General features: G+C 72.2%; 22 protein-coding genes. 5 read left to right on the forward strand and 17 right to left on the reverse strand.

Annotated elements, in window-relative coordinates; all coding sequences use genetic code 11:
* Window positions 1–15: 15 nt before the first annotated feature.
* On the reverse strand, window positions 16–1,758 hold the full coding sequence (locus tag ACIOHP_RS27225; RefSeq protein WP_361541285.1) for a SpoIIE family protein phosphatase: 1,743 nt from the start codon (window positions 1,756–1,758) through the stop codon (window positions 16–18).
* Window positions 1,759–2,087: 329 nt separating this feature from the next.
* Between ACIOHP_RS27225 and ACIOHP_RS27230 the strand changes: the two genes are divergently transcribed.
* The gene (locus tag ACIOHP_RS27230; protein ID WP_401891629.1) at window positions 2,088–2,624 is read left to right on the forward strand and encodes a hypothetical protein; all 537 of its coding nucleotides are present in this window, start codon (window positions 2,088–2,090) and stop codon (window positions 2,622–2,624) included.
* A gap of 79 nt (window positions 2,625–2,703) precedes the next feature.
* Here the strand turns inward: ACIOHP_RS27230 and ACIOHP_RS27235 are convergent, their stop codons facing one another.
* The 7 genes from ACIOHP_RS27235 to ACIOHP_RS27265 form a co-directional block, all read right to left on the reverse strand.
* Window positions 2,704–3,213, reverse strand: coding sequence for an O-acetyl-ADP-ribose deacetylase (locus tag ACIOHP_RS27235; RefSeq protein ID WP_401891631.1), 510 nt, complete (start codon window positions 3,211–3,213; stop codon window positions 2,704–2,706).
* On the reverse strand, window positions 3,210–4,619 hold the full coding sequence (locus ACIOHP_RS27240) for a phytoene desaturase family protein (RefSeq protein ID WP_401891632.1): 1,410 nt from the start codon (window positions 4,617–4,619) through the stop codon (window positions 3,210–3,212). The genes ACIOHP_RS27235 and ACIOHP_RS27240 overlap by 4 nt, the downstream gene beginning before the upstream one ends.
* 166 nt (window positions 4,620–4,785) lie before the next feature.
* A complete protein-coding gene (locus ACIOHP_RS27245) occupies window positions 4,786–5,631 on the reverse strand; it encodes an inositol monophosphatase family protein (protein WP_361541297.1) in 846 nt (281 codons plus the stop codon).
* Between the two features lie 114 nt (window positions 5,632–5,745).
* Window positions 5,746–7,572: a gamma-glutamyltransferase family protein gene (locus ACIOHP_RS27250; RefSeq protein WP_401891633.1), complete on the reverse strand. Its 1,827-nt coding sequence runs from the start codon at window positions 7,570–7,572 to the stop codon at window positions 5,746–5,748.
* Window positions 7,573–7,624: 52 nt separating this feature from the next.
* A complete protein-coding gene (locus tag ACIOHP_RS27255) occupies window positions 7,625–8,452 on the reverse strand; it encodes a class I SAM-dependent methyltransferase (protein ID WP_401891634.1) in 828 nt (275 codons plus the stop codon).
* Between the two features lie 43 nt (window positions 8,453–8,495).
* Window positions 8,496–9,155, reverse strand: a complete 660-nt coding sequence (locus tag ACIOHP_RS27260; protein ID WP_361541306.1) for a response regulator transcription factor — start codon at window positions 9,153–9,155, stop codon at window positions 8,496–8,498.
* A complete protein-coding gene (locus tag ACIOHP_RS27265) occupies window positions 9,152–10,255 on the reverse strand; it encodes a sensor histidine kinase (protein WP_361541309.1) in 1,104 nt (367 codons plus the stop codon). Before ACIOHP_RS27265 ends, ACIOHP_RS27260 begins: the two co-directional genes overlap by 4 nt.
* 167 nt (window positions 10,256–10,422) lie before the next feature.
* Here ACIOHP_RS27265 and ACIOHP_RS27270 point away from each other — a divergent pair, with 167 nt between their 5' ends.
* A complete protein-coding gene (locus ACIOHP_RS27270; protein WP_401891636.1) occupies window positions 10,423–11,427 on the forward strand; it encodes a carboxymuconolactone decarboxylase family protein in 1,005 nt (334 codons plus the stop codon).
* A 149-nt stretch (window positions 11,428–11,576) separates the two neighbouring features.
* Window positions 11,577–12,233: a hypothetical protein gene (locus ACIOHP_RS27275; protein WP_401891638.1), complete on the forward strand. Its 657-nt coding sequence runs from the start codon at window positions 11,577–11,579 to the stop codon at window positions 12,231–12,233.
* Between the two features lie 27 nt (window positions 12,234–12,260).
* On the opposite strand, the gene ACIOHP_RS27280 is transcribed toward ACIOHP_RS27275, so the two are convergent.
* The 9 genes from ACIOHP_RS27280 to ACIOHP_RS27320 all read right to left on the reverse strand — a co-directional run bounded on the left by ACIOHP_RS27280 (window position 12,261) and on the right by ACIOHP_RS27320 (window position 23,315).
* The gene (locus tag ACIOHP_RS27280) at window positions 12,261–13,817 is read right to left on the reverse strand and encodes an NCS1 family nucleobase:cation symporter-1 (protein ID WP_401891639.1); all 1,557 of its coding nucleotides are present in this window, start codon (window positions 13,815–13,817) and stop codon (window positions 12,261–12,263) included.
* A 154-nt stretch (window positions 13,818–13,971) separates the two neighbouring features.
* Window positions 13,972–14,991: a TIGR03842 family LLM class F420-dependent oxidoreductase gene (locus ACIOHP_RS27285; RefSeq protein WP_401891641.1), complete on the reverse strand. Its 1,020-nt coding sequence runs from the start codon at window positions 14,989–14,991 to the stop codon at window positions 13,972–13,974.
* Window positions 14,992–15,002: 11 nt separating this feature from the next.
* Window positions 15,003–16,406, reverse strand: coding sequence for a dihydropyrimidinase (hydA, locus tag ACIOHP_RS27290; RefSeq protein ID WP_361541324.1), 1,404 nt, complete (start codon window positions 16,404–16,406; stop codon window positions 15,003–15,005).
* An 81-nt stretch (window positions 16,407–16,487) separates the two neighbouring features.
* The gene (locus tag ACIOHP_RS27295; protein ID WP_361541327.1) at window positions 16,488–17,330 is read right to left on the reverse strand and encodes a nitrilase-related carbon-nitrogen hydrolase; all 843 of its coding nucleotides are present in this window, start codon (window positions 17,328–17,330) and stop codon (window positions 16,488–16,490) included.
* A gap of 155 nt (window positions 17,331–17,485) precedes the next feature.
* The gene (locus ACIOHP_RS27300; protein ID WP_401891643.1) at window positions 17,486–19,027 is read right to left on the reverse strand and encodes a PucR family transcriptional regulator; all 1,542 of its coding nucleotides are present in this window, start codon (window positions 19,025–19,027) and stop codon (window positions 17,486–17,488) included.
* A 38-nt stretch (window positions 19,028–19,065) separates the two neighbouring features.
* Window positions 19,066–20,355: an aspartate aminotransferase family protein gene (locus tag ACIOHP_RS27305; protein WP_401891645.1), complete on the reverse strand. Its 1,290-nt coding sequence runs from the start codon at window positions 20,353–20,355 to the stop codon at window positions 19,066–19,068.
* The gene (locus ACIOHP_RS27310; RefSeq protein WP_361481810.1) at window positions 20,352–21,194 is read right to left on the reverse strand and encodes a nitrilase-related carbon-nitrogen hydrolase; all 843 of its coding nucleotides are present in this window, start codon (window positions 21,192–21,194) and stop codon (window positions 20,352–20,354) included. The genes ACIOHP_RS27305 and ACIOHP_RS27310 overlap by 4 nt, the downstream gene beginning before the upstream one ends.
* 158 nt (window positions 21,195–21,352) lie before the next feature.
* Window positions 21,353–22,927, reverse strand: a complete 1,575-nt coding sequence (locus ACIOHP_RS27315) for a hypothetical protein (RefSeq protein WP_401891646.1) — start codon at window positions 22,925–22,927, stop codon at window positions 21,353–21,355.
* A gap of 136 nt (window positions 22,928–23,063) precedes the next feature.
* Window positions 23,064–23,315 carry a helix-turn-helix domain-containing protein gene (locus ACIOHP_RS27320; RefSeq protein ID WP_307024075.1) on the reverse strand — a complete coding sequence of 84 codons (252 nt, stop codon included), beginning with the start codon at window positions 23,313–23,315 and terminating at the stop codon, window positions 23,064–23,066.
* A gap of 32 nt (window positions 23,316–23,347) precedes the next feature.
* Here ACIOHP_RS27320 and map point away from each other — a divergent pair, with 32 nt between their 5' ends.
* Complete coding sequence (map, locus tag ACIOHP_RS27325; protein WP_361541339.1) at window positions 23,348–24,121, forward strand: type I methionyl aminopeptidase; 774 nt, start codon at window positions 23,348–23,350, stop codon at window positions 24,119–24,121.
* A 246-nt stretch (window positions 24,122–24,367) separates the two neighbouring features.
* Window positions 24,368–24,898: a GNAT family N-acetyltransferase gene (locus ACIOHP_RS27330; protein ID WP_401891649.1), complete on the forward strand. Its 531-nt coding sequence runs from the start codon at window positions 24,368–24,370 to the stop codon at window positions 24,896–24,898.
* Window positions 24,899–24,911: the final 13 nt, after the last annotated feature.

The raw sequence follows: 24,911 nt of genomic DNA on the forward strand, positions 1-24,911 counted from the left end.
CTGTACGCGGCCCGCTCACACCCCCCGCGTCCGGGCCGCCAGCAAGGCGATGTCGTCACGCGCCGACCCTGTCGCGGCGTGCGCCAGGATCCCGTCGAGGATCTCGTCCAGGCCTCCGCCGGGCGGCAGACGCACTTCCGTCAGCCGGTGCAGGGAGACGTCGATGTCCTCGCCCCGGCGTTCCACGAGGCCGTCGGTGTAGAGGAGCAGCACCCCGCCCGGGACGCCCGGGCGGGAGACCGTCTCGTAGACGCCCATACCGGTGCCGAGCGGCGGGCCCGCCGGCAGCGGGACCAGTTCCACACGACCGTCGGGCAGGATCCGCAGCGGTGGCAGGTGGCCGGCGTTCGCGTAGCTGACCGTGTCCGTGGCCGGGTCGCCCAACGCCAGCAGGCAGGTGGCGACGCGCTCGAAGCCGGACCCGGCGACCATGCGATCGGCGGCGGCGAGCATCTCGTGCAGGGGCATCCCGGAGGAGGCGAGGGCGCGCAGCATGGAGCGGTAGTGGCTCATCGCGACCGCGGCCTCGACACCGTGGCCCATGACATCGCCGATGACCAGCAGATTGCGGCCCTGCGGAAGTGCCAGCGAGTCGTACCAGTCCCCGCCCACGACCGCGCTGTCGTCGGCCGGGAGATAGCGGGAGGCGGTCTCCAGGTCCGGGTGCGGCAGCGTCGGCTCGCTGAGCAGGGCCCGCTGGAGCTCCAGGGCCATGGTGTGTTCGCGGGTGTAGCGCTGGGCGCGTTCCATGGCGTGGGAGGCGCGCCCCGCGAGTTCCTGGGCCACCACGGCGTCCTCGGCGGTGAAGGCGGGTGAGGAGCCCGCCCGGACCATGGCGAGGACGCCCACGCTGCGGGAGTCGGTCCGCAGGGGCACGACCAGCGTGGAGTGGATCCCGGCGGCGCGGTAGCGCTCCAGCCGCTCCGCGTAGGGTCCCCTGGGCCGGACCCCGGTCGGCAGGCTCGTCACGAAGGGCCGCCCGCGTTCCAGACAGCGGCGCATGGGGGACGTCGGTCCGTGGTCGTTCACGTCGTCCGGGCCCGCCAGTCCGCCGAGGCGTACCGCGAGCTCCGGCCGGGCGCTCACGGCGGCCCGCCGCATCCGCATCACCCCGGCCGAGGGGGTCCGCGAGGAGCTCACCGGTTCGTTCTCCACGACCAGCTCGACCGAGGCCCCGTCCGCGAGGTCGCGCACGACGAAGTCGACGAGTTCCTGGCAGGTGGTCTCCAGGTCCAGCGTGGTGCCGATGCGCAGGGTGGCGGCGTGCAGCATGGCCATCCGGCCGTGGGCCCGTTCCAGTTCGTTGAGATAGCGGCGCGGTTCGGTGACCTCCACGCCGATGGCCACGAGTCCGACGATCTCGCCGCGCTCGTTCTGGAGCCGGTGGTACGTGCTGTGCCACTCCCGCGGCTCGCGGGAGGTCCCGGCGCCCATGTCCCCGGCGATGAGGACATCGCGCGGCCGTCCGTCCCGCAGTACCGCCCGCGGCACTTCCTCCGGTCTCTCCACCCCCGGTATGACCTCGGCGAGGGTCCGTCCCAGCTGGTCCTCGGCCGGCACGCCGACGATCCGGGCCATGTGGGGGTTGACATACACATAGCGCAGCCGGGTGTCGAGGACCGCCACGGCCGCCGCTCCGCCCTCCACGATCTCCCGCAGCACGCGGTATTCGCGCCCCAGTTCCGCGGTCGCGCCCGCCAGCAGCGTCTCGACGTCCTCGGACAGCAGGGTCCTTGGGAGGGGGAAGTCCGACCCCACAGGAACCTCCCGTTCTCCAGGGCAGTGGGTTCCATGATCCGGCGGCGGCAGCCGAGGTGCACCCGGACACGCTCCGGGCACCGTGCGGGGTGCTGTCGCCGCCGCCGCTCGCGGTGCTCGTGCCGGTGCGGGGCCGCGCCGCACCCCCTGACGGCGGAACGTGGGGCTGACACCCGTAAGGAGCCGCGTTCGGCGGCAAAGACCCTGGTCAGCGTCGCCGATGGGCGGCGTCGCGGCCGGGGCGGGCCGTGTGATCGGTTGCGGGGTGTCGGGGCGGTTCCCACGGTGGGCGCAAGAGCAGCAGCTTTCAGCGCTTCGAAAGGAACTCCATGCGCGCCCTAGTCTCCCGCGGCCTCCTCGTGCCGCCCCTGGTCTGTGCCGCACTGGTCTTCGGGCCGGTCGGCACTGCCGCCGCCGTCGGTGACGCGGGCCGAGCGGTGCCGGGCCTGAGCATCAGCGAGGCCGCCGTGCGCTCCGGCGCCGAGACGGACACGGTCCTCGACCACGACGGCGCACTGACGCCCCTCCTCGACACGGTCGCGGTCCTCGGCGAGACGGACGGCACCCGGCTCGACCCGGAGGCGGCGGCCGCGTACGCGGAGGAGCTGCGGGCCTGGAACGTGACCGTCCAGGAGCGCCTGAAGACCCTGGACCGCCCCGCCGACCGGTCCGTGGCGGCCGATCCCGTGGGGGACCTGCTGGCCTCGCTCACGTCCGCAGTCCAGGGTCTGATCAGCTCGTTGACCTCGCTCGACCTCGGCGGAGTGCTGAGCGCGGTCACCGGCCTGCTGTCGCCGGTGCTGGGGCTGGTCACCGGGCTCCTCGGCGGCGGCCTGCCGGAGGTGCCGGCGCTTCCCGTGGCGTAGTGGCGGCTTCGCCTGCCGGGCCGCGCGGAATCTCCGGGCGGCCCGGTCGCGTGTGTTCGGTCGCGTGCGGTCGCCCGCGTCAGCCGACCTCTGCGGCGAACGCCGCGTACGCGTCCTCGTCGAACAGGACGAACCTGATCTCCTCGACGTCGGTCTCCGCGGCCCGTACCGTCGCCACGGCGATGCGGGCGGCGTCCCGCATCGGCCAGCGGTAGACGCCGGTGGAGATGGCGGGGAACGCGACGGTACGGGCGCCGAGTTCGTCGGCGACGCGCAGGGATTCGCGGTAGCAGGAGGCCAGCAGGCCCGAGCGGTCCTCGGATCGGCTGAACACGGGCCCCACGGTGTGGATCACCCAGCGGGCGTGCAGATGGCCCGCCGTGGTCGCGACCGCGCGGCCCGTCGCCAGGCCCTTGCCGTAGTGGGAGGCCCGCAGCTTGCGGCAGTCCTCCAGGATCGCCGGGCCGCCGCGGCGGTGGATGGCGCCGTCGACGCCTCCGCCGCCGAGCAGCGAGGAGTTCGCCGCGTTGACGATGGCGTCGGCGCTCTCGCCGGTGATGTCGCCCTGGACGAGCGTGAGGGCGGTCATGTCTGTCGCAGCCTTCTCCACGCCGCCTTCGCCGCGTTGTGCCCGGACATCCCGTGCACGCCCGGTCCCGGCGGGGTGGCGGAGGAGCAGATGAAGACGGCCGGGTGCGGGGTGGCGTACGGGAACAGGGACAGCTTGGGGCGCAGCAGGATCTGCAGTCCGGTGACCGCGCCGGAGCCGATGTCGCCGCCGACGTAGTTGGCGTTGCGGGCGGCCAGTTCGGGCGGGCCGGCGGTGGCGCGGGCCAGGACCAGGTCGCGGAACCCCGGGGCGAAACGCTCCAGTTGGCGCTCGATGGCGTCGGTGAGGTCCCCGGTCCAGCCGCTGGGGACATGGCCGTAGGCCCAGAAGACCTGCTTGCCCTCGGGGGCCCGGGTGGGGTCCACCACGCTGGGCTGCACGGTGATCAGGAACGGCCTGTCGGGGGCCCTGCCCTCCCGGGACGCCGCGCGCAGGGCGGTGCCGATCTCGGCGGTGTCCGCGCCGATCTGCACGGTGCCGGCGGTGCGGGGCTCCGGCGCGGTCCAGGGCACCGGGCCGTCGAGGGCGTAGTCGACCTTGAAAACGCCCGGGCCGTACCGGTAGTTGTCGTAGTAGCGGCCGAAGCCGGCGATGCGGGCCAGCGCGGTGGGCGAGGTGTCGAAGATGTAGGCGCGGGCGGGCGGCAGGTCGTCGAGGCGTTTGACCTCGTAGTCGGTGTGGATGGCGCCGCCGAGGTCCTTGAGGTAGGCCGCGAGCGCGTCGGAGATGGACTGGGAGCCGCCTCGGGCGACGGGCCAGCCGCGCGCGTGCGCGGCGAGCGCGAAGACCAGGCCGATGGCGCCGGTGGCGAAGCCGGAGAGGGGGGCCATGACGTGCGCGACGAGACCGGCGAACAGCGTCTTGGCTCGCTCGTCGCGGAAGCGGCGCAGCAGCCAGGTCGACGGGGGCAGTCCGGCGAGGCCGAAGCGGGCGAGGGTCACCGGGTCGCGGGGCAGCGCGGTCAGGGGCAGCGACATGAAGTCCCGGACCAGGGTGTCCCATCGGGGCAGGAACGGCTCGACCAGCCTGCGGTAGGCCCCCGCGTCGCGCGGCCCGAACGAGGCGGCCGTCTCGGCGACCGAACGGGAGAGCACGGCGGCGGTGCCGTCGGTGAAGGGGTGGGCCATGGGGAGGTCGGGGTGCAGCCACTCCAGGCCGTACCGCTCCAGCGGAAGCGCGCGGAACGCGGGCGAGTTGACGCCCAGGGGGTGTGCCGCGGAGCACGGGTCGTGCCGGAAGCCCGGCAAGGTGAGTTCCTCGGTGCGGGCTCCCCCGCCGACGGTGTCGCGCGCCTCGAAGACGGCGACGGAGAAGCCGCGGCGGGCCAGCTCCACGGCAGCGGTCAGTCCGTTCGGTCCCGCACCCACCACGCATGCGTCAAGCATCGACGGCACCTTCGGACTCCTTCGTCAGCCGATGGCCACTGGATCAGGATAGGACGGGGCACCGTCGCTCCCGGGTCGCGGGGGACTCGAGCGCGGACGGTGTCCGGGCGGTCACCTTCGGTGGCGCACCGCGGAACCCGGCCGCACCTGCCCGCCGAGCCGCGCCTCAGACCCCGCCCGCCAGCAGCCCCACGATCCGCCGTGCCGTCGCCGCGTCCCGTGCCGTGGTGAACGGCAGGGTGTTGCCGCCGGTGATGCGGAACGGCTCGCCGGTGACGGTCAGATGGGCGCCGCCCGCCTCCTCGACGAGGAGCAGGCCCGCCGCGTGGTCCCAGGCCGCCTCCCAGGAGAAGGCGGTGGCGTCCAGCCGGCCGCGGGCGATGGCGAGATACTCCAGGCCGGCGGAACCGCAGGCGCGGGGAGCGATGCCGTCCGTCCACAGTCCCAGCAGGGCGCGCTTCTGCTCGTCCGTCGTGTAGTCCGGGTGGGAGGTCGCCACTTCGAGGTCCCGGCCGGGCTCCGGCGGTCCGGCGAACAGCCGCTCGCCGTCGAGGAACGCGCCCTGGCCCCGCATGGCGGTGGCGAGTTGGTCACGAGCCGGCGCGTAGATCCACGAGGCGTGCAGCACGCCGCCCTGGGCGAGTGCGACCAGGGTGCTGAAGCCGTCCTCCCCGCGCACGAACTGCCGTGTCCCGTCGACCGGATCGACGATCCAGACCGGGGCGTCGCCCCGTATCGCCTCGTACGAGGCCGGGTTGGCGTGGACCGCCTCCTCGCCGACCACGACGGAGCCGGGCAGGAGGGCGCCGAGCGCCTCGGTGAGGTGCTGCTCGGCCAGCCGGTCGGCGTCCGTCACCAGGTCGTGCGGCCCGCTCTTCTGGTCGACCTCGTGCGCGGCCAGCTGACGGAAGCGGGGCATGATCTCGGCCGCGGCGGCCTTGCGGACCGCCTCCTCCACGTCGGCCGAGTGGCGGGCGAGAAACTCGTCGATGGTTTCCGTGTCGTCGATCATGACTCCATAAGAGCACGCCCCACTGACAATCCCCACCCGATGGGTGGACTGTGGGTGGAATCACGCTGAATACCGGGATATGGGATCAACGGCGGGAGCGCGCGTGCGGTGGCCTCAGCGGCCCACCGCGTACCCCTGCATCCCGCGCGGATTCGCCGCCGCCGACAGGATCCCGCTCTCCGGGTCCCGGGCGACCGCGCACAGCCGTCCCTCCGACCAGCCGTCGCCCACGGTGACGTCGTGCCCGCGCCGCCGCAGCTCCTCGACGACCCCGGCGTCCGTGCGGGCCTCGACCGTCACGCTGCCGGGCCGCATACCGCGCGGGTAGAAGGACCCCGGGAAGCTGTCGTTGTGCCAGTTGGGCGCGTCGATCGCGCCCTGCAGGTCGAGGCCCCCGCGCACCGCCGGGCGCAGCGCGACTGCGAGGAAGAAGTGCAGCTGCCACTGGTCCTGCTGGTCCCCGCCGGGCGTGCCGAAGGCCATGACGGGCACGCCGTCGCGCAGCGCGATCGAGGGCGTGAGGGTGGTCCGGGGGCGGCGGCCCGGCGTCAGCGAGTTCGGCAGGCCCTCCTCCAGCCAGGTCATCTGGAGCCGGGTACCGAGCGGGAAGCCCAGCTCGGGCACGACGGGGTTGGACTGGAGCCAGCCGCCGCTGGGGGTGGCGGCGACCATGTTGCCCCAGCGGTCGACGACGTCGAGGTGGCAGGTGTCGCCGCGGGTGGTGCCATCGGCGGCGACACCGGGTTCGCCGGGCACCGGGGAGGCCGGGCTCTTGGCGACGGTGGGCTCCCCCGCCCCCATGGGGCTGAAGCCGGGGTCGTCCGTGGCGACCACGTGCGCGTGCGCGCTCAGCCGGGGCGTCCGCCCGCCGGGACTGCCCGGCCGCAGTTCGTACGAGGCCTTGTCACCGACCAGGGCCCGTCGCTCCGCGTTGTACGCGTCCGTGAGCAGCTCGTCGAGCGGCACGTCGGCCGCGTCGCCGTACCAGGCCTCGCGGTCGGCCATGGCGAGCTTGCAGCCCTCGATCAGGAGGTGGACGTAGTCGGCGGACCCGTACGCGGGCAGCTCGGCAGGAAGCAGCGCGAGTTGCTGGAGGAGCGCCGGGCCCTGGCTCCAGGGGCCGGCCTTGCACAGCGTCCACCCGTTCCAGTCGTACGTCGCCGGGGTCTCGTAGGTCGCGGACCACCCGGCGAGGTCGTCGGCCGTCAGCGTGCCCGTGTGCCGCTCCCCGCTGGTGTCCAGGGTGGGCCGCCGCGCCTGCCGTACGAGTGCCTCGCCGATGAACCCGGTCCGCCAGATCTCCCGCGCCGCCTCGATCTGTGCGACCCGGTCGCCCGCCGCGCCGGCCTCGGCGAGCAGCCGCTTCCAGGTGGCGGCCAGCGCGGGGTTGCGGAACCGCTCGCCGGGCCGGGGCGGCCGGCCACCGGGCAGGTAGATCTCCGCGGACGAGGTCCAGTCGGTCTCGAACAGCTCCCGGACGGTCTCGACGGTCGCCCCGACGTTGTCCACGGGCGCATGCCCGTCCTCGGCGTACCCGATGGCGTACTGGAGGACCTCGGCGAGGGGCTTGGTGCCGTGATCGCGGAGCAGGAGCATCCAGGCGTCGAAGGCGCCGGGGACGGCGGCCGCGAGGGGTCCCGTGCCGGGGACCAGGTCCAGCCCGAGCTCCTTGTAGTGCGCGACGGACGCTCCGGCCGGGGCGACGCCCTGTCCGCACAGCACCCGTACCTCGCCGCCCGCCGGGGCGAGCAGGATCGGCACCTCTCCGGCGGGCCCGTTGAGGTGCGGTTCGACCACGTGCAGCACGAACGCCCCCGCCACGGCCGCGTCGTAGGCGTTGCCGCCGGCCTCCAGGACGGCCATCGCCGACTGCGAGGCCAGCCAGTGGGTGGAGGACACCATGCCGAAGGTGCCCTGGAGGGTGGGGCGGGTGGTGAACACGGGCGGACTCCTCACTGCGGGGGCGGCGCTGCACATGATCGTACGAAGGAGGCTATGCGGGCCGTGTGCCCGCCGTGAGGAGATGTCCGCTGATCCCCAGGAGCGTCGGTTCCGACTCGATGCGCCGGCTCGCCGCCAGGACCGCCTCACGGCGTTCCGGGTCGTCCAGCCAGTCCTCGACGCCGCCCATCAGCCAGGCGGCGCCCTCCAGGCCGTACTGGCCGTCGACGGTGAGCCCGGCGTCGGTGAACTCGGCGGGCGCCTCGTCGGGTCGGGCGAAGTAGGCGGTGGTGAACAGGCCACCCTCGGTGCCGTGCCGCCCGTGGTCGCCGACCGCGTCGGTGCGGGCGCGTTGCGCGGGGTCGAAGTAGCGCTCCTCGCGCAGGACGTCGTGAAGTCCCGCGAACCGGTTGATGGTCGCCGCGACCACCGGTCCGCCGGGCCGGACCACCCGGCAGGCCTCCGTCAACGCCCTGACCCGGTCGGCGCGTTCGGGCAGGTGGTACAGCGGGCCGAGCAGCAGTACCACGTCGTGGGCGGCGTCGGCGGCGGGCAGTGCGCGGGCGTCACCGGCGCGCGCGGTGACGCCGGGGATCCGTGCCGCCTGCTCCACGTGGAGCGGTACGGGATCGACGAGGTCGACCTCGTACCCGTCCCGCGCCAACCACTCCGCGTGCACCCCGCTGCCGCCGCCGACGTCCAGCACCCGGGCCGGTGCCGGGGGCAGCAGCCGTCGCAGCACGTCCTGGGTACGCCAGAACTCCAGCCGCCCGGCGGGAGCCCCTCCGTCCCGCAGGCGGGCGTCCTCGTTGCCGCGTGTGTAGTAGGCGAGGATCTCGTCGCGGACGGCGGGCCGCCAGGGCTGTGTCGTCTCTGTCATGGCACCAGGTTGCTGATCGGTGCCCGTGCCACGCAACGGGAATTCACTCGCGCGCCCGCACCAGCCCCGACTCGTAGGCGAACACGACCAGTTGGGCCCGGTCCCGCGCCCCCAGTTTCGTCATCGCGCGGCTGACGTGCGTCTTGACCGTGAACGGGCTGATGACCATGTGCGCGGCGATCTCCTCGTTGGTCAGCCCCCGAGCGGCCAGGGCCGTCACCTCGCGTTCGCGAGGGGTGAGGCACTCCAGGCCGGGGGCCGTGGCGCGGTCCGGGGGTCTGGAGACGAACTCGCCGATCAGGGTGCGGGTGACCGACGGCGACAGCAGCGCCTCGCCGCCCGCCACCACGTCGATCGCCTGCAGCAGGTCCGCCGGGTCCGTGTCCTTCAGCAGGAAGCCGCTGGCGCCGGCGCGCAGCGCCTCGAAGACATAGCTGTCGAGGCCGTAGTTGGTGAGGATCACCACGCGCACCCCGGCCAGTGCGGGGTCCGCGGCGATACGGCGTGTCGTCTCGATGCCCGTCATCACCGGCATCTGCACGTCGACCAGCGCGATGTCGGGCACCTCGGCCCGCACCAGCGCCAGGCCCTGTTCCCCGTCGGCCGCCTCACCGACCACCTCGATGCCCTCCTCGGCCTCCAGCAGAGCCCGGAAACCGGCCCGCATCAGCGCCTGGTCGTCGACGAGCGCCACCCGGATCATCCGGCCTCCCCCACCGGCAGTTCGGCCCGCACCGCGAAGCCGCCCTCCGTGCGCGGGGCGGCGTGCAGGGTCCCGCCGAGCGCCGTCACCCGCTCCCGCATGCCGGTCAGGCCGATGCCCGGCGCGAAGGGCCGGTCCGGGGCGGCGTTCCCGTCGTCCTCCACGGCCACCGTCACCCGGCTCTCCCCGTAGGCGAGCCGCACCCGCACCTTCGCCGGCCCGGCATGCCGGGCCGCGTTCGTCAGCGCCTCCTGGACGGTGCGGTACACCGCCTTCTCGACGGTCGCGCCCAGCTCGCCCTCCTCGCCCGTCACCGTCAGGTCCACCGCGAGCCCCGCGGCCCGCGCCCGCTCCACCAGCAGGGCGGGCGTGCCGACGACCTCGTCGGTGCGCAGGACCTCCAGCGTGGACCGCAGTTCCCGCATGGCCTCGCCGCTCGCCTCCTGGATGGCCAGCAGGGCGGGCGGTATCTCCTCGCCCCGTTTGCGGGCGAGGTGCACCGCCACGCCCGCCTGGAGCTTGACGATCGAGATGCTGTGGGTGAGGGAGTCGTGCAACTCACGGGCGATCCGCAGGCGTTCCTCGCCGGCCCGGCGCAGCGCCGCCTCCTCACGGGTGCGTTCCGCCTCCAGGGCGCGCTGTTCGGTCTGGCGCAGATACGCCTGCCAGTTGCGGTCGGCCAGGCCGGTCACCGCCGCGAACAGGAACCAGCCCGCGAGCAGCGCCGCGTTCTCCACGATGTCCCGGGTGGCCGGGCCCGTCGCCACGTACGCCGCCAGGTACAGCCCGCTCGCCAGCAGGGCCCAGCCCCGGTGCCCCACCCGGGCCGCCGTGTGCACGGCGGCCAGGACGGGCAGGGCGGCCGGCAGTCCGGGCTGCGCGTGCAGGACGTACGCCGCGCCGGACACGGTCGAGACGGCCAGCACCGCCCGTGGGGCCGGCCGGTAGAAGGCCAGCGCGGCCGAACTCACCGCCACCAGGCCGTAGTCCAGCCATCCCCTGTCCCCGTCGAAGGCGACCGTGGTCATCGCCAACGCGCCGACCACGACTGCCAGCGCCGCGTCGGCCAGCCCCTTGTGTGTGACCATGTGCCCGCCCATGTCCGCACACTAGAGGGCCCTGCCGACACCCGCGTCAGCCCTGTGGACAACTCTGCGACTACTCCCGCCGCAGTACACCGCGGGCTCGTCCCGCCCCCCGGACGCAGCGTCAACTCCCTTCGGACGTACGACGACCGAGGGCAACCGGTCGGCGCACGCTGCTCTCCATGTCCACACCCTTCCGCTACACCGAGCCACAGCCGCCCAAGGCGGCCACCGGTCGCGTCGCCGAGGTCTACGAGCAGCTCTCCCGCGAGTTCGGCATCGACGAACCGGTCACCTTCGTGGTCCTCTCCTCCGCCCCCGAACTCCTCGCTCCCGCCTGGGCGCTGATGCGCGAGTCGTTGATCGCGGGCCCCGGCAGCCGCACCGGCAAGGAGCTGGCGGCGCTCGGGGTGTCGCTCGCCAACCGGTGTCCGTTCTGCGTGGACGCGCACACCGTGCTGCTGCACGCCACCGGCGACCACGCCCTGGCCGAACGCCTCGCGCGCGGGGAGCGGCCCGAGAACGAGGAGCACGCGCGCGTGCTGGAGTGGGGGCAGCAGACCCGTGTACCGGGCGGTCTCGGCCCCGAGCCGTATCCGTTCCCGGGCGAGGACGCTCCCGGCTACCTCGGCACCGCGCTCGCCTTCCACTTCATCAACCGGATCGTCTCCGCCCTGGTGACCGAGAACCTGCTGCCCGGCAACGCCCAGCGCTTCCGCGCCGTCCGCAGTCTCGCGGGCCGCACGCTGGCCCGGACCGTACGCCGCCCGGCCCGGCCCGGCGCCGCACTCGCGCTGCTCGACCTCCCCGACCCCGGTGAGTCCCCCGCGTGGGCGGGCGGCACAGCCGTCGGTCCCGCCTACGCGGCGCTGCTCAGGGCGGCCATGGCGGGTGGCGCCCTGCTCGACGCCGACGACCAGGACCTCGTGGAAGAGGTCCTGCTGGGCTGGGACGGAGCGCACCCGTCCCTCGCCCCGGACCCCTTCCCCGACCGGCGCGAGCGGCCCGGGGCCCGGCTCGCACTGCTGGCCGCCCTGGCGCCGTATCGCATCACCGACGAGGACGTCGCCGCCTGGCGCCGCCCCGAACACTCCGACCACTGTCTGGTGCACCTCGTCGCGTACGGGGCGTTCCTGGCGGTCGACCGGATCGAATCGGCGTTCACCCGCAACTCCGTGCGGACATAACGGGACACACAACGCGTCAACTACGGGCCGCTGTCACCGCACATGCACGGAGCGAGTTGGCACTTCCGCCCCACAGGGAGTCGTGTGACACTGTCGTCCGTCCGCAGTGCGGACACCTTCCGCACCGTCCCCCACGGAAAAGTGCGCCTGTGCGTTCCCTTCCTCTGCCGCTCGCCCTGACCGCGCGTCTGTCCCCGGTCGTCGTGCTCGCCGCCGCGGGCTGGTCGCTCTCCTCAGGACCGGCCCCGACCGCCGAGAACGACTCCGCGTCGAAGGGCGGCGGTACGCGATCCGCGTCGGCCCCGGCGACGGCGGCGGCCTCGAAGGCGTACTCCGCGGCACCCTCGCCTTGCGGCAGCGTCTCCACGAAGAACGTCAAGTCCCTGGTCCCGGGCGCCAAGACGGCCGGCAAGGAGATCCCGTCGACGGACACGAAGCTCCGCCGCACCTGCTCCTGGAACGCGCTCAAGGGGTACGACTACCGCTGGCTCGACGTGTCCTTCGAGATCATGGACTCGGACGAAGCGGCGCAGACCTCGTACAAGGAACGCGTCGAGGAGAAGAGCGGCGGCGGGGACGTGCCGGGCCTGGGCGACCAGGGCTACTCGGTCGTGAACCTCACCACCGAGGACAAGCAGCAGACCCGCGAGGGCACGGTCATCGTCCAGGCCTCCAACGCGCTGGTGATCATCACCTACAACGGCAGCGACTTCGAGTCGAAGAAGGCGCCCGACACGGATGTGATCAACAAGGGCGCCATCAAGGCGGCCAAGGACGCCGTGGCGGCACTGGAGGGCGGTCAGTAGCACCGACCGCCCTCTCAGTCGTGGACATCAGACCTCGATGCCCTCCTGCGCCCTGCCCTTCGGCAGCATCAGCGCGACATACAGCACCAGCGAGGCGCCCAGGCCCACGGCCCAGCCGTAGTCGGCCAGCGGCTTGAGGAACGGGATCAGACCGTCGGTCGGGAACGGCCCCGTCTTGACCCCGTCCGCGCCGACGGCCGAGTGCGACCCGCCGACCGCGAGGACGCCGCCGACCAGGAAGGCGGCGATCGCCCGCCAGTTCCAGCCGTTGGAGTACCAGTAGCGCCCGCCCGGCGTGTACAGGTCCGCCAGGTGCAGCACCGTCCTGCGCACGATCCAGTAGTCGGCGATGAGGATGCCCGCGACCGTGCCGAGCAGACCGCCGACCACACCGAGCCAGGTGAAGATGTAGAACTCGGGCGTCGAGATGAGCTTCCACGGGAAGATCAGGATGCCGACGACACCTGTGATCAGCGCGCCCGTACGGAAGTTGATGAGCTTCGGGGCCAGGTTCGCCAGGTCGTACGCGGGTGAGACGACATTCGCCGCGATGTTCACGGAGACGGTCGCGACGAGGACGATGACCAGCGCGAAGAGGAGACCGAAGGCGTTGTCCGCCTTGGCGGCCAGCTCCACCGGGTCCCAGATCGCCGTGCCGTAGACGACCTCGGAACCGGAGGTGACCAGCACGGCGAGGACCGCGAAGAGCGTCATGGTCGTGGGCAGACCGAGGGACTGCCCCCAGGTCTGCGCCTTCTGGCTGGCGCCGAAGCGCGTGAAGTCGGGGATGTTGAGCGACAGCGTCGCCCAGAAGCCGATCATGCCCATGAGCGAGGGGAAGAAGACCGGCCAGAAGTCCGGGCCCCAGCCCAGCTTGGACGGCTGGTCGAGCAGCGCGCCGAAGCCGTCCGCCTTGACCGCGATCCAGATCAGCAGCACGAGCGCGCCGACGATGACGAAGGGCGCGGCCCAGTTCTCGAAGTGCCGCAAAAAGTCCATGCCGCGGTAGATGATGGCGATCTGCAGCGCCCAGAAGAGCAGGAAGCACAGCCACAGCGGCCACGGGTTACCGGCGATCTGCCCCGCGTTCTCCCAGTGCCCGCCGGTGAGCTTGGAGCCCAGCGCGAAGATGCCGCTGCCGCCGATCCAGGTCTGGATGCCGAACCAGCCGCAGGCCACGGCCGCCCGGATCAGCGCCGGGATGTTGGCGCCGCGCAGTCCGAAGGAGGCGCGGGCCAGGACCGGGAAGGGTATGCCGTACTTGGGTCCGGCGTGCCCGGTGGCCAGCATCGGCAGCAGCACGATGATGTTGGCCAGGGCGATGGTGAAGACGGCCTGCTTCCAGTCCATGCCGAGCGCGACCAGGCCGGAGGCCAGGGTCCAGCTGGGGATGCAGTGGGCCATGGAGATCCACAGGGCCGCGAAGTTGTACGTCGTCCACTTGCGCTCGGAGACCGGTACGGGACGCAGGTCCTCGTTGGCGAAGGGACTGTCGGCGGGGTAGGCCCCGGGGCTGAGTTCGATCCGGCCGTCGGGGCCGGCGGACTGGGATATCGGCGACCCCGTGGGGACTGTGTCGGTCATGGGCAGGCCAATCGATGAGAGCGGGACGGGAGAGGCCGTGCGGGGGCCGGCGGGACCGGGGAACGGAGGGTCCCGCCACCCCTCTCCGCCCCGGGACGGCGGGGCGGAGAGGGGGGACAAGGTGTGGGGGGTCGGGGGAACGGGACTGTGGGGGTCAGGCGTTGACGGCGGGAATCACCTTCGAGCCGTAGGCGTCGATGACGGTCTCCTGCGCGTCGTGCATGTCGTAGACGGCGAACTGGTCGACGCCCAGCTCACGCAGGGCGTTGAGCTTCTCGATGTGCTTCTCGACGGGCCCGATGATGCAGAACCGGTCGACGATCTCGTCGGGCACGAAGGCGGTGTCGGGGTTGTCGGAGCGGCCGTGGTGGGAGTAGTCGTACCCCTCGCGGGCCTTGATGTAGTCGGTGAGTTCGTCGGGTACGGCGGCGGAGTGCTCGCCGTACTTGGAGACCAGGTCGGCCACGTGGTTGCCGACCATCCCGCCGAACCAGCGGCACTGATCGCGCGCGTGGGCGAGCGCCTCGGGCGAGTCGTCCTCGGTGACGTAGGCCGGGGCGGCCACACAGATCTTCACCTCGGAGGGGTCGCGCCCGGCGGCGACGGCCGCGTCCTTGACGGCCTTGACCATGTACTCGGTGAGGTAGAGGTCGGCGAGCTGGAGGATGAAGCCGTCGGCCTCCTCGCCGGTCATCTTCAGCGCCTTGGGGCCGTACGCGGCCATCCAGACGGGGAGTTCGGCGTCCTCCTTGATCCAGGGGAACTTGATGACCGTGCCCCCGAGGTCGGCCTCCTGGCCGGAGCCGAGCGCCTTGATGACCTTCATGGCCTCGCTGATGCGGGCGAGGGTGTTCGGGGCACGGCCCGCGACGCGCATCGCGGAGTCGCCGCGTCCGATGCCGCAGACCGTGCGGTTGCCGAACATGTCGTTGAGGGTGGCGAACGTGGAGGCGGTGACCTCCCAGGTGCGGGTGCCCGGGTTGGTGACCATGGGGCCGACGGTCAGCTTGGAGGTGTTGGCGAGGATCTGGCTGTAGATCACGAACGGTTCCTGCCAGAGCACCGCGGAGTCGAAGGTCCAGCCGTAGGTGAAGCCGTTGCGCTCGGCCCGCTTCATCAGGCTGACGACCTTAGAGGCCGGCGGGTCGGTCTGCAGGACGAGTCCGAAGTCCATGTGCGCCACTCCTAGTTGAGGTACTGACAGGTGGAGCGCGGGGTGTACGTACCGTGCCCGGCGTGCCCGGTGTACTCCCGCTCGGTGATGACGAGTTCGCCGCGCGACAGGACCGTCTCGACGCGGCCGGTGAGGCGCTTGCCCTCGTACGCCGAGTAGTCGACGTTCATGTGGTGGGTCTCGGCGGAGATGATCTGCTCGGCGTGCGGGTCGTAGATGACGACGTCGGCGTCGGCGCCCGGGGCGATGGTGCCCTTCTTCGGGTACATGCCGAACATGCGGGCCGGGGTGGCGCAGGCGATCTCGATCCAGCGGCGGCGGCTGATGTGCCCGTCGACGACGGCCTGGTGGAGCAGGTCCATACGGTTCTCGACGCCCGGCAGACCGTTGGGGATCTTCGAGAAGTCGCCGCGGCCGAGCTCCTTCTGACCCACGAAGCAGAAGGGGCAGTGGTCGGTGGAGACGACCTGGAGGTCGTTGGTCCTCAGGCCCTGCCACAGCTTGGCCTGGTGCTCCTTGGGGCGCAGCGGCGTCGAGCACACGTACTTCGAACCCTCGAAGTCGGGTTCGGCGAGGTTGTCCGTCGACAGGAACAGGTACTGCGGGCAGGTCTCGCCGAAGACGTTCAGCCCCTCGTCGCGCGCCCGCGCCAGTTCGGCCACTGCCTCCATGGCCGAGACGTGCACGACGTACAGGGGCGCTCCGGCGACCTGTGCGAGCTTGATGGCGCGGTGGGTGGCCTCGGCCTCCAGGAGCGCCTTGCGCACCTCGCCGTGATAGCGCGGGTCGGTCTCACCGCGGGCCAGCGCCTGCTCCACCAGCACGTCGATCGCGATGCCGTTCTCGGCGTGCATCATGATCAGTCCGCCGTTCTCGGCGGAGCGCTGCATGGCGCGCAGGATCTGGCCGTCGTCGGAGTAGAAGACCCCGGGGTAGGCCATGAACTGCTTGAAGGAGGTGACGCCCTCCTCGACCAGCAGGTCCATCTCCTTGAGCGTGTCCTGGTTCACATCGGAGACGATCATGTGGAAGGCGTAGTCGATCGCGCAGTTGCCCTCCGCCTTGGCGTGCCAGGCGTCGAGGCCCTCGCGCAGGGAGTGGCCGACGCTCTGCACGGCGAAGTCGACGATGGTGGTCGTGCCGCCCCAGGCGGCCGCCCGGGTGCCGGTCTCGAAGGTGTCGGAGGCGAAGGTGCCGCCGAACGGCAGCTCCATGTGGGTGTGGGCGTCGACGCCGCCCGGGATGACGTACTTGCCGGTGGCGTCGATGGTCCGCTCGGCGCTCCAGGCCTCGGCGGCCGGGGTGCCGGAGGCGGCGAGGGCGGCGATGCGGCCGTCCTCGATCAGGACGTCGGCGTGGATCTCGTCGGACGCGGTGATGACGAGGCCACCACGGATGACGGTACGGCTACTCATGTTCCCTCTCCTGGTGTCGTACGAGTCGATCGATGCCGCCGGTCCGGCCCCCGTGCTCGGACCGACGGCGGTCCAGGACGGTTACGGGGCGGTCAGCGGGGCGTACGCGTCGGGACGGCGGTCGCGGTAGAACTGCCAGCGGTCGCGCACTTCGCGGAGCTTGTTGAGGTCGAGGTCGCGGACGACGAGCTCGGTCTCCTTGTCGCTGGCCACCTCGCCCACGAACTGCGCCTCCGGGTCGACGAAGTAGGTCGTCCCGTAGAAGTCGTTGTCGCCGAGCTCCTCGACACCGACCCGGTTGATGGCGCCGACGAAGTACTCGTTGGCGACGGCCGCGGCCGGCTGCTCCAGCTGCCACAGATAGGCGGACAGCCCGCGTGAGGTGGCCGAGGGGTTGAAGACGATCTCGGCGCCCGCGAGGCCCAACGCCCGCCAGCCCTCCGGGAAGTGGCGGTCGTAGCAGATGTAGACGCCGATCCTGCCGACCTTGGTGTCGAAGATCGGCCAGCCGCTGTTGCCCGGGCGGAAGTAGAACTTCTCCCAGAAGCCCGGCACCTGGGGGATGTGGTGCTTGCGGTACTTGCCGAGGTAGGAGCCGTCCGCGTCGATGACGGCGGCGGTGTTGTAGAGGACGCCGGGCTGCTCCTCCTCGTACATCGGCAGGACGAGGACGATGCCCAACTCCTTGGCCAGCGCCTGGAATCGCTTGACGATCGGCCCGTCCGGGATCTGCTCGGCGTACTCGTAGAACGCCTTGTCCTGGACCTGGCAGAAGTACGGCCCGTAGAACAGCTCCTGGAAGCACAGGACCTGAGCACCCTGCGCGGCCGCGTCGCGGGCCGCCTGCTCGTGTACCTGGATCATCGACTCCTTGTCGCCCGTCCACGCGGTCTGGAAAAGGGCGGCGCGAATCACTCTGCTCATCGGGACCTCCGGTCGCTAGGTGTGCGAGAAGGCTAGAAAGTCCCGAAGCCGGCTTTGAGTTGCACGGTGTCACGTCTGCGGGCGCTCGGCGTGCCACGGTGTCACCCTGTCGTGGGCCCATGTTTCACCGCCGTTTTCCCAGGTCGTGGCATGTTTCAGCCCTGTTGCGCGTCGTGCGCGAGGAGTGCGATGTGCACCGAGGCGGCCTGTTCGAAGTCGTCGAGGTCCACCCCGAGCCGGTTCTGTATCGCTTCGAGGCGCCGGTAGAGCGCGGGGCGCGAGACGTGGTGGAGCTGGGCGGTGCGGGACTTGTTCCGGCCGGTGGCCAGATACGTCCGCAGGACGGCGAGCAGGTCCTCGCCCGCCCCGCACAGCAGTCCGTCCAGTTCCCGCTCCGCGAAGGACTGCACCTGCGGGTCGTCGCGCAACAGCCTTATGAGACCGCGCAGATGAACGTCCTTGAGGCGTACGACGGCCGGGAGGTCGAGCACTCCGGTGGCGACTGCGTCCGCGACATGCCGGGCCTCCCGCATTCCGGCGGGGACGTCGTCCCAGTCCGTGCGGGGGTCGGCCGCCGCCACCACCGTCTCCGTCAGCCGGGCCGCGAAGTTCGCCGTGAGGACCGCGGCGTCCTGGTCCCGGGCCAGGCTCAGCAGCACGGCGGTCGCCCCGTCGGCGAGCTCGGCGACGATGCCGGACAGCCCCAACAGCCTGAGCACGCGGTCGAGTTCGGCCGGATCACCGTCCCTGACGACCAGGGGCACGAAGGTCCGCCGGTTGACGGGCAGTCCGGCCGCGCGCGCCCGCGGCAGCAGCTGTCTCGCCGGTACGACCCCGCTGACCAGGTCGGTCAGCAGGCTCTGCGCGGACTGCTCCTCCCAGGTGTGGGCGGAGTTCCCGGCGAGCATGCGGTGCAGGACCAGGGCCTCGGCGGCCCGGTCGGCGAGCAGCCGCCCGGTGGCGGTGTCCCCGCGGTACCCGCACAGCAGGATCTGCCCCCACCGCTCTCCGCGCCCGCCCAGCTCGGCCCGGATCCAGCCGTCGCCCTCGCTGCCGCCGGCCTGGCGGGCGATGCGCTCCCAGTCCCGCAGCACGTCGTCCACGGCCGGCCGCTCCCCCGCCGTGGCGAGGACGCGGTGGGCGAGGTTGGTGACGACGACCGGACAGGCGCTGTGCTGGGCGACGTCGTCGAGGAGCCGTTGCAGCGGGGCTCCGGCGGTGATGAGCCCGGTGAGGCTGGTGCGCACGGCCTCGGAGAGGCTGACGGCGGCGAACTTCCGCCGTACCAGCCGGGACTGCACCTCTTCCGTCAGCTCGGCGAAGGGGAAGGGCCGGTGCAGGACGACCATGGGCAGCCCGCACCGCTCGGCGGCCCGTCGCATCACGTCCGGCGGGGCGGGGAACGCCCGCCCCAGGCCCAGGACGACCGCGGCGGCCTCCGCGCGGTGCAGGGACTGGATGTACTCGGCCTGGGCGCCCTCGTCACCGGCGAGCAGCACCCCGGTGGTGAGGACCATCTCCCCGCCGGTGAGCATGACGCCGACGTCGGGTGCCTCGGCGACATGCACCCAGCGCACGGCCCGGTCGAGCTGGGCCGCGCCGGCCACCACCTCGGGTTCCCCGGCGAGCACCCGTTCCAGGGTGAGGACCTGGCGTACGGACAGGGCCGGTTCCAGGTGGTCCAAGGCGGTGGTCATGGCGGTCGTTCCCTTGCTCTGTCCTGCTGCCCGTACTGCTACTGGATGCTCCTCAGAGCGTTCTCGAGGATCGCGGCGCCCTCCTCGGCCTCCGCGACGGTGAGGGACAGGGGCGGTGCGACGCGCAGGGCGCTGGTGTTGTGGCCGCCGCCCTTGCCGAGCAGCAGCCCGCCCTCGCGGGCTGCCTCCAGTACGGCGGACGCCGCGTCCGGGTCGGCCTGGTCGGTGCCGGGTCGGACGAGCTCGATGCCGATCATCAGACCGCGCCCGCGCACTTCCCGTACGCCGGGAATCTGCGCGGTGACGGCCCGCAGCCGCTCGATGAGCAGCCCGCCGACGCGCCGGGCGTTGCCCTGGAGGTCGTGTTCCAGGAGGTACGACAGGTTGGCGAGGCCGGCCGCCATGGTGACCTGGGTGCCGCCGAAGGTGGAGATGCTGTTGGCGTCCAGGCAGTTCATGATCTCGGCGCGGGCCACGACCCCGCCGATGGACATGCCGTTGCCGATGCCCTTGGCGAAGGTGACGATGTCGGGCGGCCCCGAGGAGGCGTGTGCCTGCCAGCCCCAGAAGTGGTCGCCGGTGCGGCCCCAGCCGGTCTGCACCTCGTCGGCGATCCACAGGATGCCGCGCTCGGCGAGCACCTCGCGGAAGGCGGCGTACAGGCCGTCCGGCGGTGAGGTGAAGCCGCCGACGCCCTGGATGGGCTCGGCGATCAGGGCGGCGGGAGGGCGGGTGTGGCCTAGCAGGTCGGTCAGGTCGTCGACGCAGGCCGCGATGAACTCGTCGTCGCTGAGGGAGGCGTACGGGCCGCGCGTCCGCACGCCTCCGTGGACGTACAGCGTCTGGAGCGGGGAGAGCGAGGTCGGGGACCAGCCGCGGTTGCCGGTGATGCCGACCGCGCTGAAGGAGCGGCCGTGGTAGCTGTTGCGCATCGCCAGGATCGTGTTGCTGCGCCGGTAGGTGGTGGCGAGCATCAGGGCGGTGTCGTTGGCCTCGGTGCCGGAGGTGGTGAAAAAGACCCGGGCGTCCGGGATGCCGGACAACTGGCTGATCCTCTCGGCCAGTTCCACCATGGGCCGGTTGAGGTAGAGCGTGGACGAGTGGATGATCCTCCCGGCCTGTTCGCTCACCGCCTTGGTGACCTCGGGCAGCGCGTGGGCGGTCATCGTGGTCAGGATGCCGCCGAAGAAGTCGAGGTACTTGTTGCCGGCGGCGTCCCAGACGTGGCGGCCCTCGCCGTGGGTGATCTCCAGCGGGTCCCGGTAGTAGAGGGCGAGCCAGTCGGGCAGGACGTTCCGGTGGCGGCCCAGCAGGTCCTTGTCGGTCACGGCTGCACCAGCCCCTCGTAGGCGTCGGGCCGTCGGTCCCGGTAGAAGGCCCACTGCTGCCGTACCTCTTCGATGAGGTCGAAGTCGAGGTCCCGGACGAGAAGTTCCTCCACCTTGTCGCTGGCGGTGTCCCCCACGAACTGGCCGCGCGGATCCACGAAGTACGACGTGCCGTAGAAGTCGTTGTCGCCGTACTCCTCGACGCCGACCCGGTTGATCGCGGCGACGTAGTACTCGTTGGCGACGGCCGCGGCGGGCTGTTCCAGACGCCAGAGGTGGGAGGAGAGCCCGCGGTGGGTGGCCGACGGGTTGTAGACCAACTGGGCGCCGTTGAGACCCAGTTGCCGCCAGCCCTCCGGGAAGTGCCGGTCGTAGCAGATGTAGACGCCGACCTTGCCCACGGCGGTGTCGAAGACGGGCCAGCCGACGTTGCCCGGCTTGAAGTAGTACTTCTCCCAGAAGCCCTTGACCTGGGGGATGTGGTGCTTGCGGTACTTGCCGAGGAAAGTGCCGTCCGCGTCGATCACGGCCGCGGTGTTGTAGTAGAAGCCGGACTGCTCGACCTCGAAGACCGGTACGACGATCACCATGCCGGTCTCGCGCGCGAGCTCCTGCATACGAACGACGGTCGGTCCGTCGGGCACCGGCTCGGCCCAGCGGTAGTGCTCGGGTTCCTGGACCTGACAGAAGTAGGGGGCGTTGAAGACCTCCTGGAACCCGATGATCTTCGCACCCTGCCGGGCCGCCTCCCGGGCGTGCTCCTCGTGTTTCGCCACCATGGACTCGGTGTCGCCGGTCCAGGTGGCCTGGACCAGGGCGGCACGTACGACATTGGCCATGAGCTGCTCCTTCGACGGGACCTCAGAGCCTCTACGCCCGTAGACACAGGCCGTAGAGGGTCGAAAGTAAGCCTCCCCGGCAGCCTTGCCAAGACCATCGTCGTTAACCCGCTGAGTCGATCACGTTTCACACTCTCGTGGGTGATCGGCCCCGCCGGTCAGGCGGTGAAGCCCGCGACCCTCAGGGCGTGGACGAGGTCCCAGTGGCGCTCCTCCGAGACACCCCGGGCGGCCTCCAGCAGCAGCGGAACGAGGGTCGCCGGACCGGGTGCGGCACTGCGGGCCGCTTCCTCGGGGGTACGGACGCGGACGTAGGCGTCGAGCAGCGCCCGCACCTCGCGGCGGCGGCCCTCGGCGGTCAGGCCCAGCACGGCGGCGCCGATCTCCTCGGCGGGCCGGGCCACGCCCTGGCGCAGGATCTGCTCCCCGTCGCCGCCGCGCCCGGCCTCGACCAGCGCGTCCGCCGCGGCGACCAGCCGGTCGGCGGGCAGCGAGGCGGCCTCCCAGAGCAGGCTCGCCCAGTCGTGCCCGAGCCCGGCGCGCTGGAGTTCGCCGGCGAGCCGCGGGAAGCGGGCGGCGGGCCAGTGGGCGGCCTCGACGAGCAGCGCGTGCGCCTCACCGCTGCGCCCCTCCGCACGCAGTCGCACCAGCGTCTCGACCATCTGTACGACCTCCCGCCCGGCCCCCGCGTCCACCGGCTCGCACTGCGGCTCAGGCCGCATCTCGGGCTCGTCCGCGGCCCCGGCGAACCGGGCACCCCGCGGAGTGCGGCGGGCGCGGGCGGCGGGCGCGGGCAGGGCGGGCTCGGCGGCGGGCGGTACGACGACGGGGGCGGCCTCCTCCTCGGCGATCCCGGCGAAGCGGGCGCCGCCACGGCGGCGTTTGCGCTGCTTGGGGGCGGGTTCGGCGGCGAGGGCGGGCGACACGTCGGCGGTGTCCGTGTCCGGCGTCCTGGCCCAGCCGGGTCCGCCGGCGGCTTCGGGGGCGTCGTGGGTGCCGGTCGCGGAACCGGCATCCTGCCCGCCCCACCCGTCACCCCACCCCGTGTGCTCGTACCGGCCGGCCGTCTCCGCGGCCGTTCCCGCGTCCCGCTGTTGCGGCATGTCCGGGGCCCGGCCGTCCTGCGGGTCCGCGTCGTCCGCGTCGTCCGGGCCGTACTCGCTCTCGATACGGAACACGCCGCCGATGCGTCCGCGGCGGATCGCCTGGGCCCGGCCCTCCGCCGAGCGGTGGTCCAACTGCTGTATCCGGGAACGGAGTTCCGCGCAGCGGACGGTCGCCCGCTCGTGGTCGTCGCGGGCCCAGGCGAGGTCGAGGCGGAGGGCGTCGGCCTGTTCCCGCGAGGTGGCGGCGGCCAGCGAATGACCCAATTGTGCCTGGCGTTCCGCGGCGTAGCGCTGTTCGCGGAGCATGACGTCGAGCCGGTCGCCGAGGGAGTCCCGGCCGCCGGGCCGGGCGTCGAACGCGAACAGCGCAGCGGCATGCAGGGCCCTGGCGTGTTCGGCCTCGGCGCTCGCGGCACCCGCGCCGTACTCGGTGGCCAGATCCTGCAGCAGTGCCTCCACCACGTCCCAGGGCGGCACTTCATGCCCCTCGAGACAGGCCCGCATGCCGTCGGGGTCGCGCTGCCAGAACACAGCGCACCAGCCGCCGCCCTGATCAAGGCGCGCCAGCAGACCGTTCAGGTAGTTCGCGAACTCCCGCACCCGACCCGGGAGTTGTTCCACTGCCATCGCACAACTCCCGCCAGACCGGAGTACTCCGGTCCGTAGAAAACACCAGTTGTGTTACGGCGCGGCTACAGCGGCTTTGCGAACCGGGCGCAAAGACCCCCGGCCGGGCGGTCCGACGCCGTGCGCCCCGCCGCCGTCAGGCAGCCACCAGCACACTCCTCACCACGAGGTCGTCCATGGACAGCCCCAGCACTCCCGCGAGGGCGGCGACCGTGAAGAACGCGGGCGTCGGCGCCCGGCCGGTCTCGATCTTCCGGAGGGTCTCCGCGGAGATGCCCGCACGTGCCGCGACATCGGCCATGCTGCGGCCGCCGCGGGCCTCGCGCAGAAACCGGCCGAGCCGCTCGCCGCGTTCACGCTCTGCCTGGGTCAGTGGGGTGCGCACCATGACACCATTCTAATACCGGTATAGTAATTGGCATGGTGGAGCTGAAGACGGACACATCGATCGACGCCATGTACGAGGCCGGCCAGGTCGTGGGGCGTGCCCTCACGGCCGTACGCAAGGCCTCCGACGTGGGCGTCTCCCTGCTGGAGCTGGACGAGGTGGCGCACGACGTGCTGCGGGAGGCGGGCGCGTCCTCGCCCTTCCTCGGCTACCGGCCCTCCTTCGCGCCGACCGCCTTCCCGGCCGTCCTCTGCGCCTCCGTGAACGACGCGATCGTGCACGGCATCCCGACCCGCTACAAGCTGCGCGACGGCGACCTGGTCTCGATGGACTTCGGCGCCGAACTGGGCGGCTGGGTCGGCGACTCGGCGCTCAGTTTCACGGTCGGCACACCGCGCCCGGCCGACGTGCGTCTGATCGAGACGGCGGAGCGGGCCCTCGCCGCCGGTATCGCGGCCGCCGTCGTCGGCAACCGCATCGGCGACATCGCGCACGCGATCGGCACGGTGTGCCGCGAGGGCGGGTACGGCATCCCGGACGGCTTCGGCGGGCACGGCATCGGCCGCCGGATGCACGAGGACCCGGGGGTGCCCAACGAAGGGCGCCCCGGCCGCGGCATGAAGCTGCGCCACGGCATGGTCCTGGCGATCGAGCCGATGCTGATCGGTGGCGGCACGGACGGCTATCACGCGGACGCGGACGGCTGGACCCTGCGCACCAACGACGGCTCACGCGCGGCCCACGCCGAACACACGGTGGCGATCACGGAGACGGGCCCACGGATCCTGACGGCACGCGCGGACTGACGGGCGGCTGGCCTCCGGGGTCCGGGGCCCCCGGATCAGCAGACCCGTCGCACCGCCCGGCAGGGAAACCGCGGGGGGCCGAGGCCCGGCAGTGGGACAGATGGCCTACGACGCAGCGGCCTGCCACGTGGCCGTGACGGCGCCGAGGACGACCGCCCCGGACCACCGCCCCCGTATCCCCACGTCGTACGGGTCACGGTCTCGCCACCCGTACAGCCCCGCGGCGGACGGGAGTTACCCTGCCCCATGCCGATCGCACCGGGGACCGCCGCCGACGCCGACCGTATCGCCGCCCTGCACACGGCCAGCTGGCGCAGTGCGTACGCCGCGCTCCTGCCCGCCTCCTATCTGCACGGCCCGGTCGCCGAGGAGCACCGGGAGCAGTGGCGGGAAAGGACGGCCTCGCTCGGCCCCGACCGGCTGCTTCTCGTCGCGCACGAGGACGGTGAGCTGCACGGTTTCGTCTACCTCCGCACCGTGGCGGACGGTCGTGTCCACGTCGACAACCTGCATGTCCGCCCGGACCGCGTCGGCACCGGTCTCGGCCGGAGCCTGCTGCGTCGCGGCTTCGCCTGGGCGGCCGCCGCGCACCCGGGCCGGGACGTCTTCCTGGAGGTGCTGCGGGGCAACGATCGTGCGATCGTGTTCTACGAGCGCCAAGGCGGCCTGCGCACGGCCGAGCGCCCGCTGCGGCTGGCCCCGGACCTCGTGGTGGACGAGGTGGAGTACACCTGGCCCGCGGCACTGGTGGGTCGTCCGGGCGAGGACGGGCCATAGGTGTAGCCGACTG

It is taken from the genome of Streptomyces sp. NPDC087859 (genome assembly GCF_044742595.1).
GTDB lineage: Bacteria > Actinomycetota > Actinomycetes > Streptomycetales > Streptomycetaceae > Streptomyces > Streptomyces canus_F.

What these genes read in the sequence shown, in the direction of transcription:
- ACIOHP_RS27255 (WP_401891634.1), bottom strand. Translation starts at nt 8,452, where the DNA reads ATGACAGAGACGACACAGCCCTGGCGGCCCGCCGTCCGCGACGAGATC.
- ACIOHP_RS27310 (WP_361481810.1), bottom strand. Translation starts at nt 21,194, where the DNA reads ATGGCCAATGTCGTACGTGCCGCCCTGGTCCAGGCCACCTGGACCGGC.
- ACIOHP_RS27295 (WP_361541327.1), bottom strand. Translation starts at nt 17,330, where the DNA reads ATGAGCAGAGTGATTCGCGCCGCCCTTTTCCAGACCGCGTGGACGGGC.
- ACIOHP_RS27330 (WP_401891649.1), top strand. Translation starts at nt 24,368, where the DNA reads ATGCCGATCGCACCGGGGACCGCCGCCGACGCCGACCGTATCGCCGCC.
- map (WP_361541339.1), top strand. Translation starts at nt 23,348, where the DNA reads ATGGTGGAGCTGAAGACGGACACATCGATCGACGCCATGTACGAGGCC.
- ACIOHP_RS27240 (WP_401891632.1), bottom strand. Translation starts at nt 4,619, where the DNA reads ATGCTTGACGCATGCGTGGTGGGTGCGGGACCGAACGGACTGACCGCT.
- ACIOHP_RS27270 (WP_401891636.1), top strand. Translation starts at nt 10,423, where the DNA reads ATGTCCACACCCTTCCGCTACACCGAGCCACAGCCGCCCAAGGCGGCC.
- ACIOHP_RS27315 (WP_401891646.1), bottom strand. Translation starts at nt 22,927, where the DNA reads ATGGCAGTGGAACAACTCCCGGGTCGGGTGCGGGAGTTCGCGAACTAC.
- ACIOHP_RS27260 (WP_361541306.1), bottom strand. Translation starts at nt 9,155, where the DNA reads ATGATCCGGGTGGCGCTCGTCGACGACCAGGCGCTGATGCGGGCCGGT.
- ACIOHP_RS27230 (WP_401891629.1), top strand. Translation starts at nt 2,088, where the DNA reads ATGCGCGCCCTAGTCTCCCGCGGCCTCCTCGTGCCGCCCCTGGTCTGT.
- ACIOHP_RS27280 (WP_401891639.1), bottom strand. Translation starts at nt 13,817, where the DNA reads ATGACCGACACAGTCCCCACGGGGTCGCCGATATCCCAGTCCGCCGGC.
- hydA (WP_361541324.1), bottom strand. Translation starts at nt 16,406, where the DNA reads ATGAGTAGCCGTACCGTCATCCGTGGTGGCCTCGTCATCACCGCGTCC.
- ACIOHP_RS27235 (WP_401891631.1), bottom strand. Translation starts at nt 3,213, where the DNA reads ATGACCGCCCTCACGCTCGTCCAGGGCGACATCACCGGCGAGAGCGCC.
- ACIOHP_RS27285 (WP_401891641.1), bottom strand. Translation starts at nt 14,991, where the DNA reads ATGGACTTCGGACTCGTCCTGCAGACCGACCCGCCGGCCTCTAAGGTC.
- ACIOHP_RS27245 (WP_361541297.1), bottom strand. Translation starts at nt 5,631, where the DNA reads ATGATCGACGACACGGAAACCATCGACGAGTTTCTCGCCCGCCACTCG.
- ACIOHP_RS27300 (WP_401891643.1), bottom strand. Translation starts at nt 19,027, where the DNA reads ATGACCACCGCCTTGGACCACCTGGAACCGGCCCTGTCCGTACGCCAG.
- ACIOHP_RS27320 (WP_307024075.1), bottom strand. Translation starts at nt 23,315, where the DNA reads ATGGTGCGCACCCCACTGACCCAGGCAGAGCGTGAACGCGGCGAGCGG.
- ACIOHP_RS27265 (WP_361541309.1), bottom strand. Translation starts at nt 10,255, where the DNA reads ATGGGCGGGCACATGGTCACACACAAGGGGCTGGCCGACGCGGCGCTG.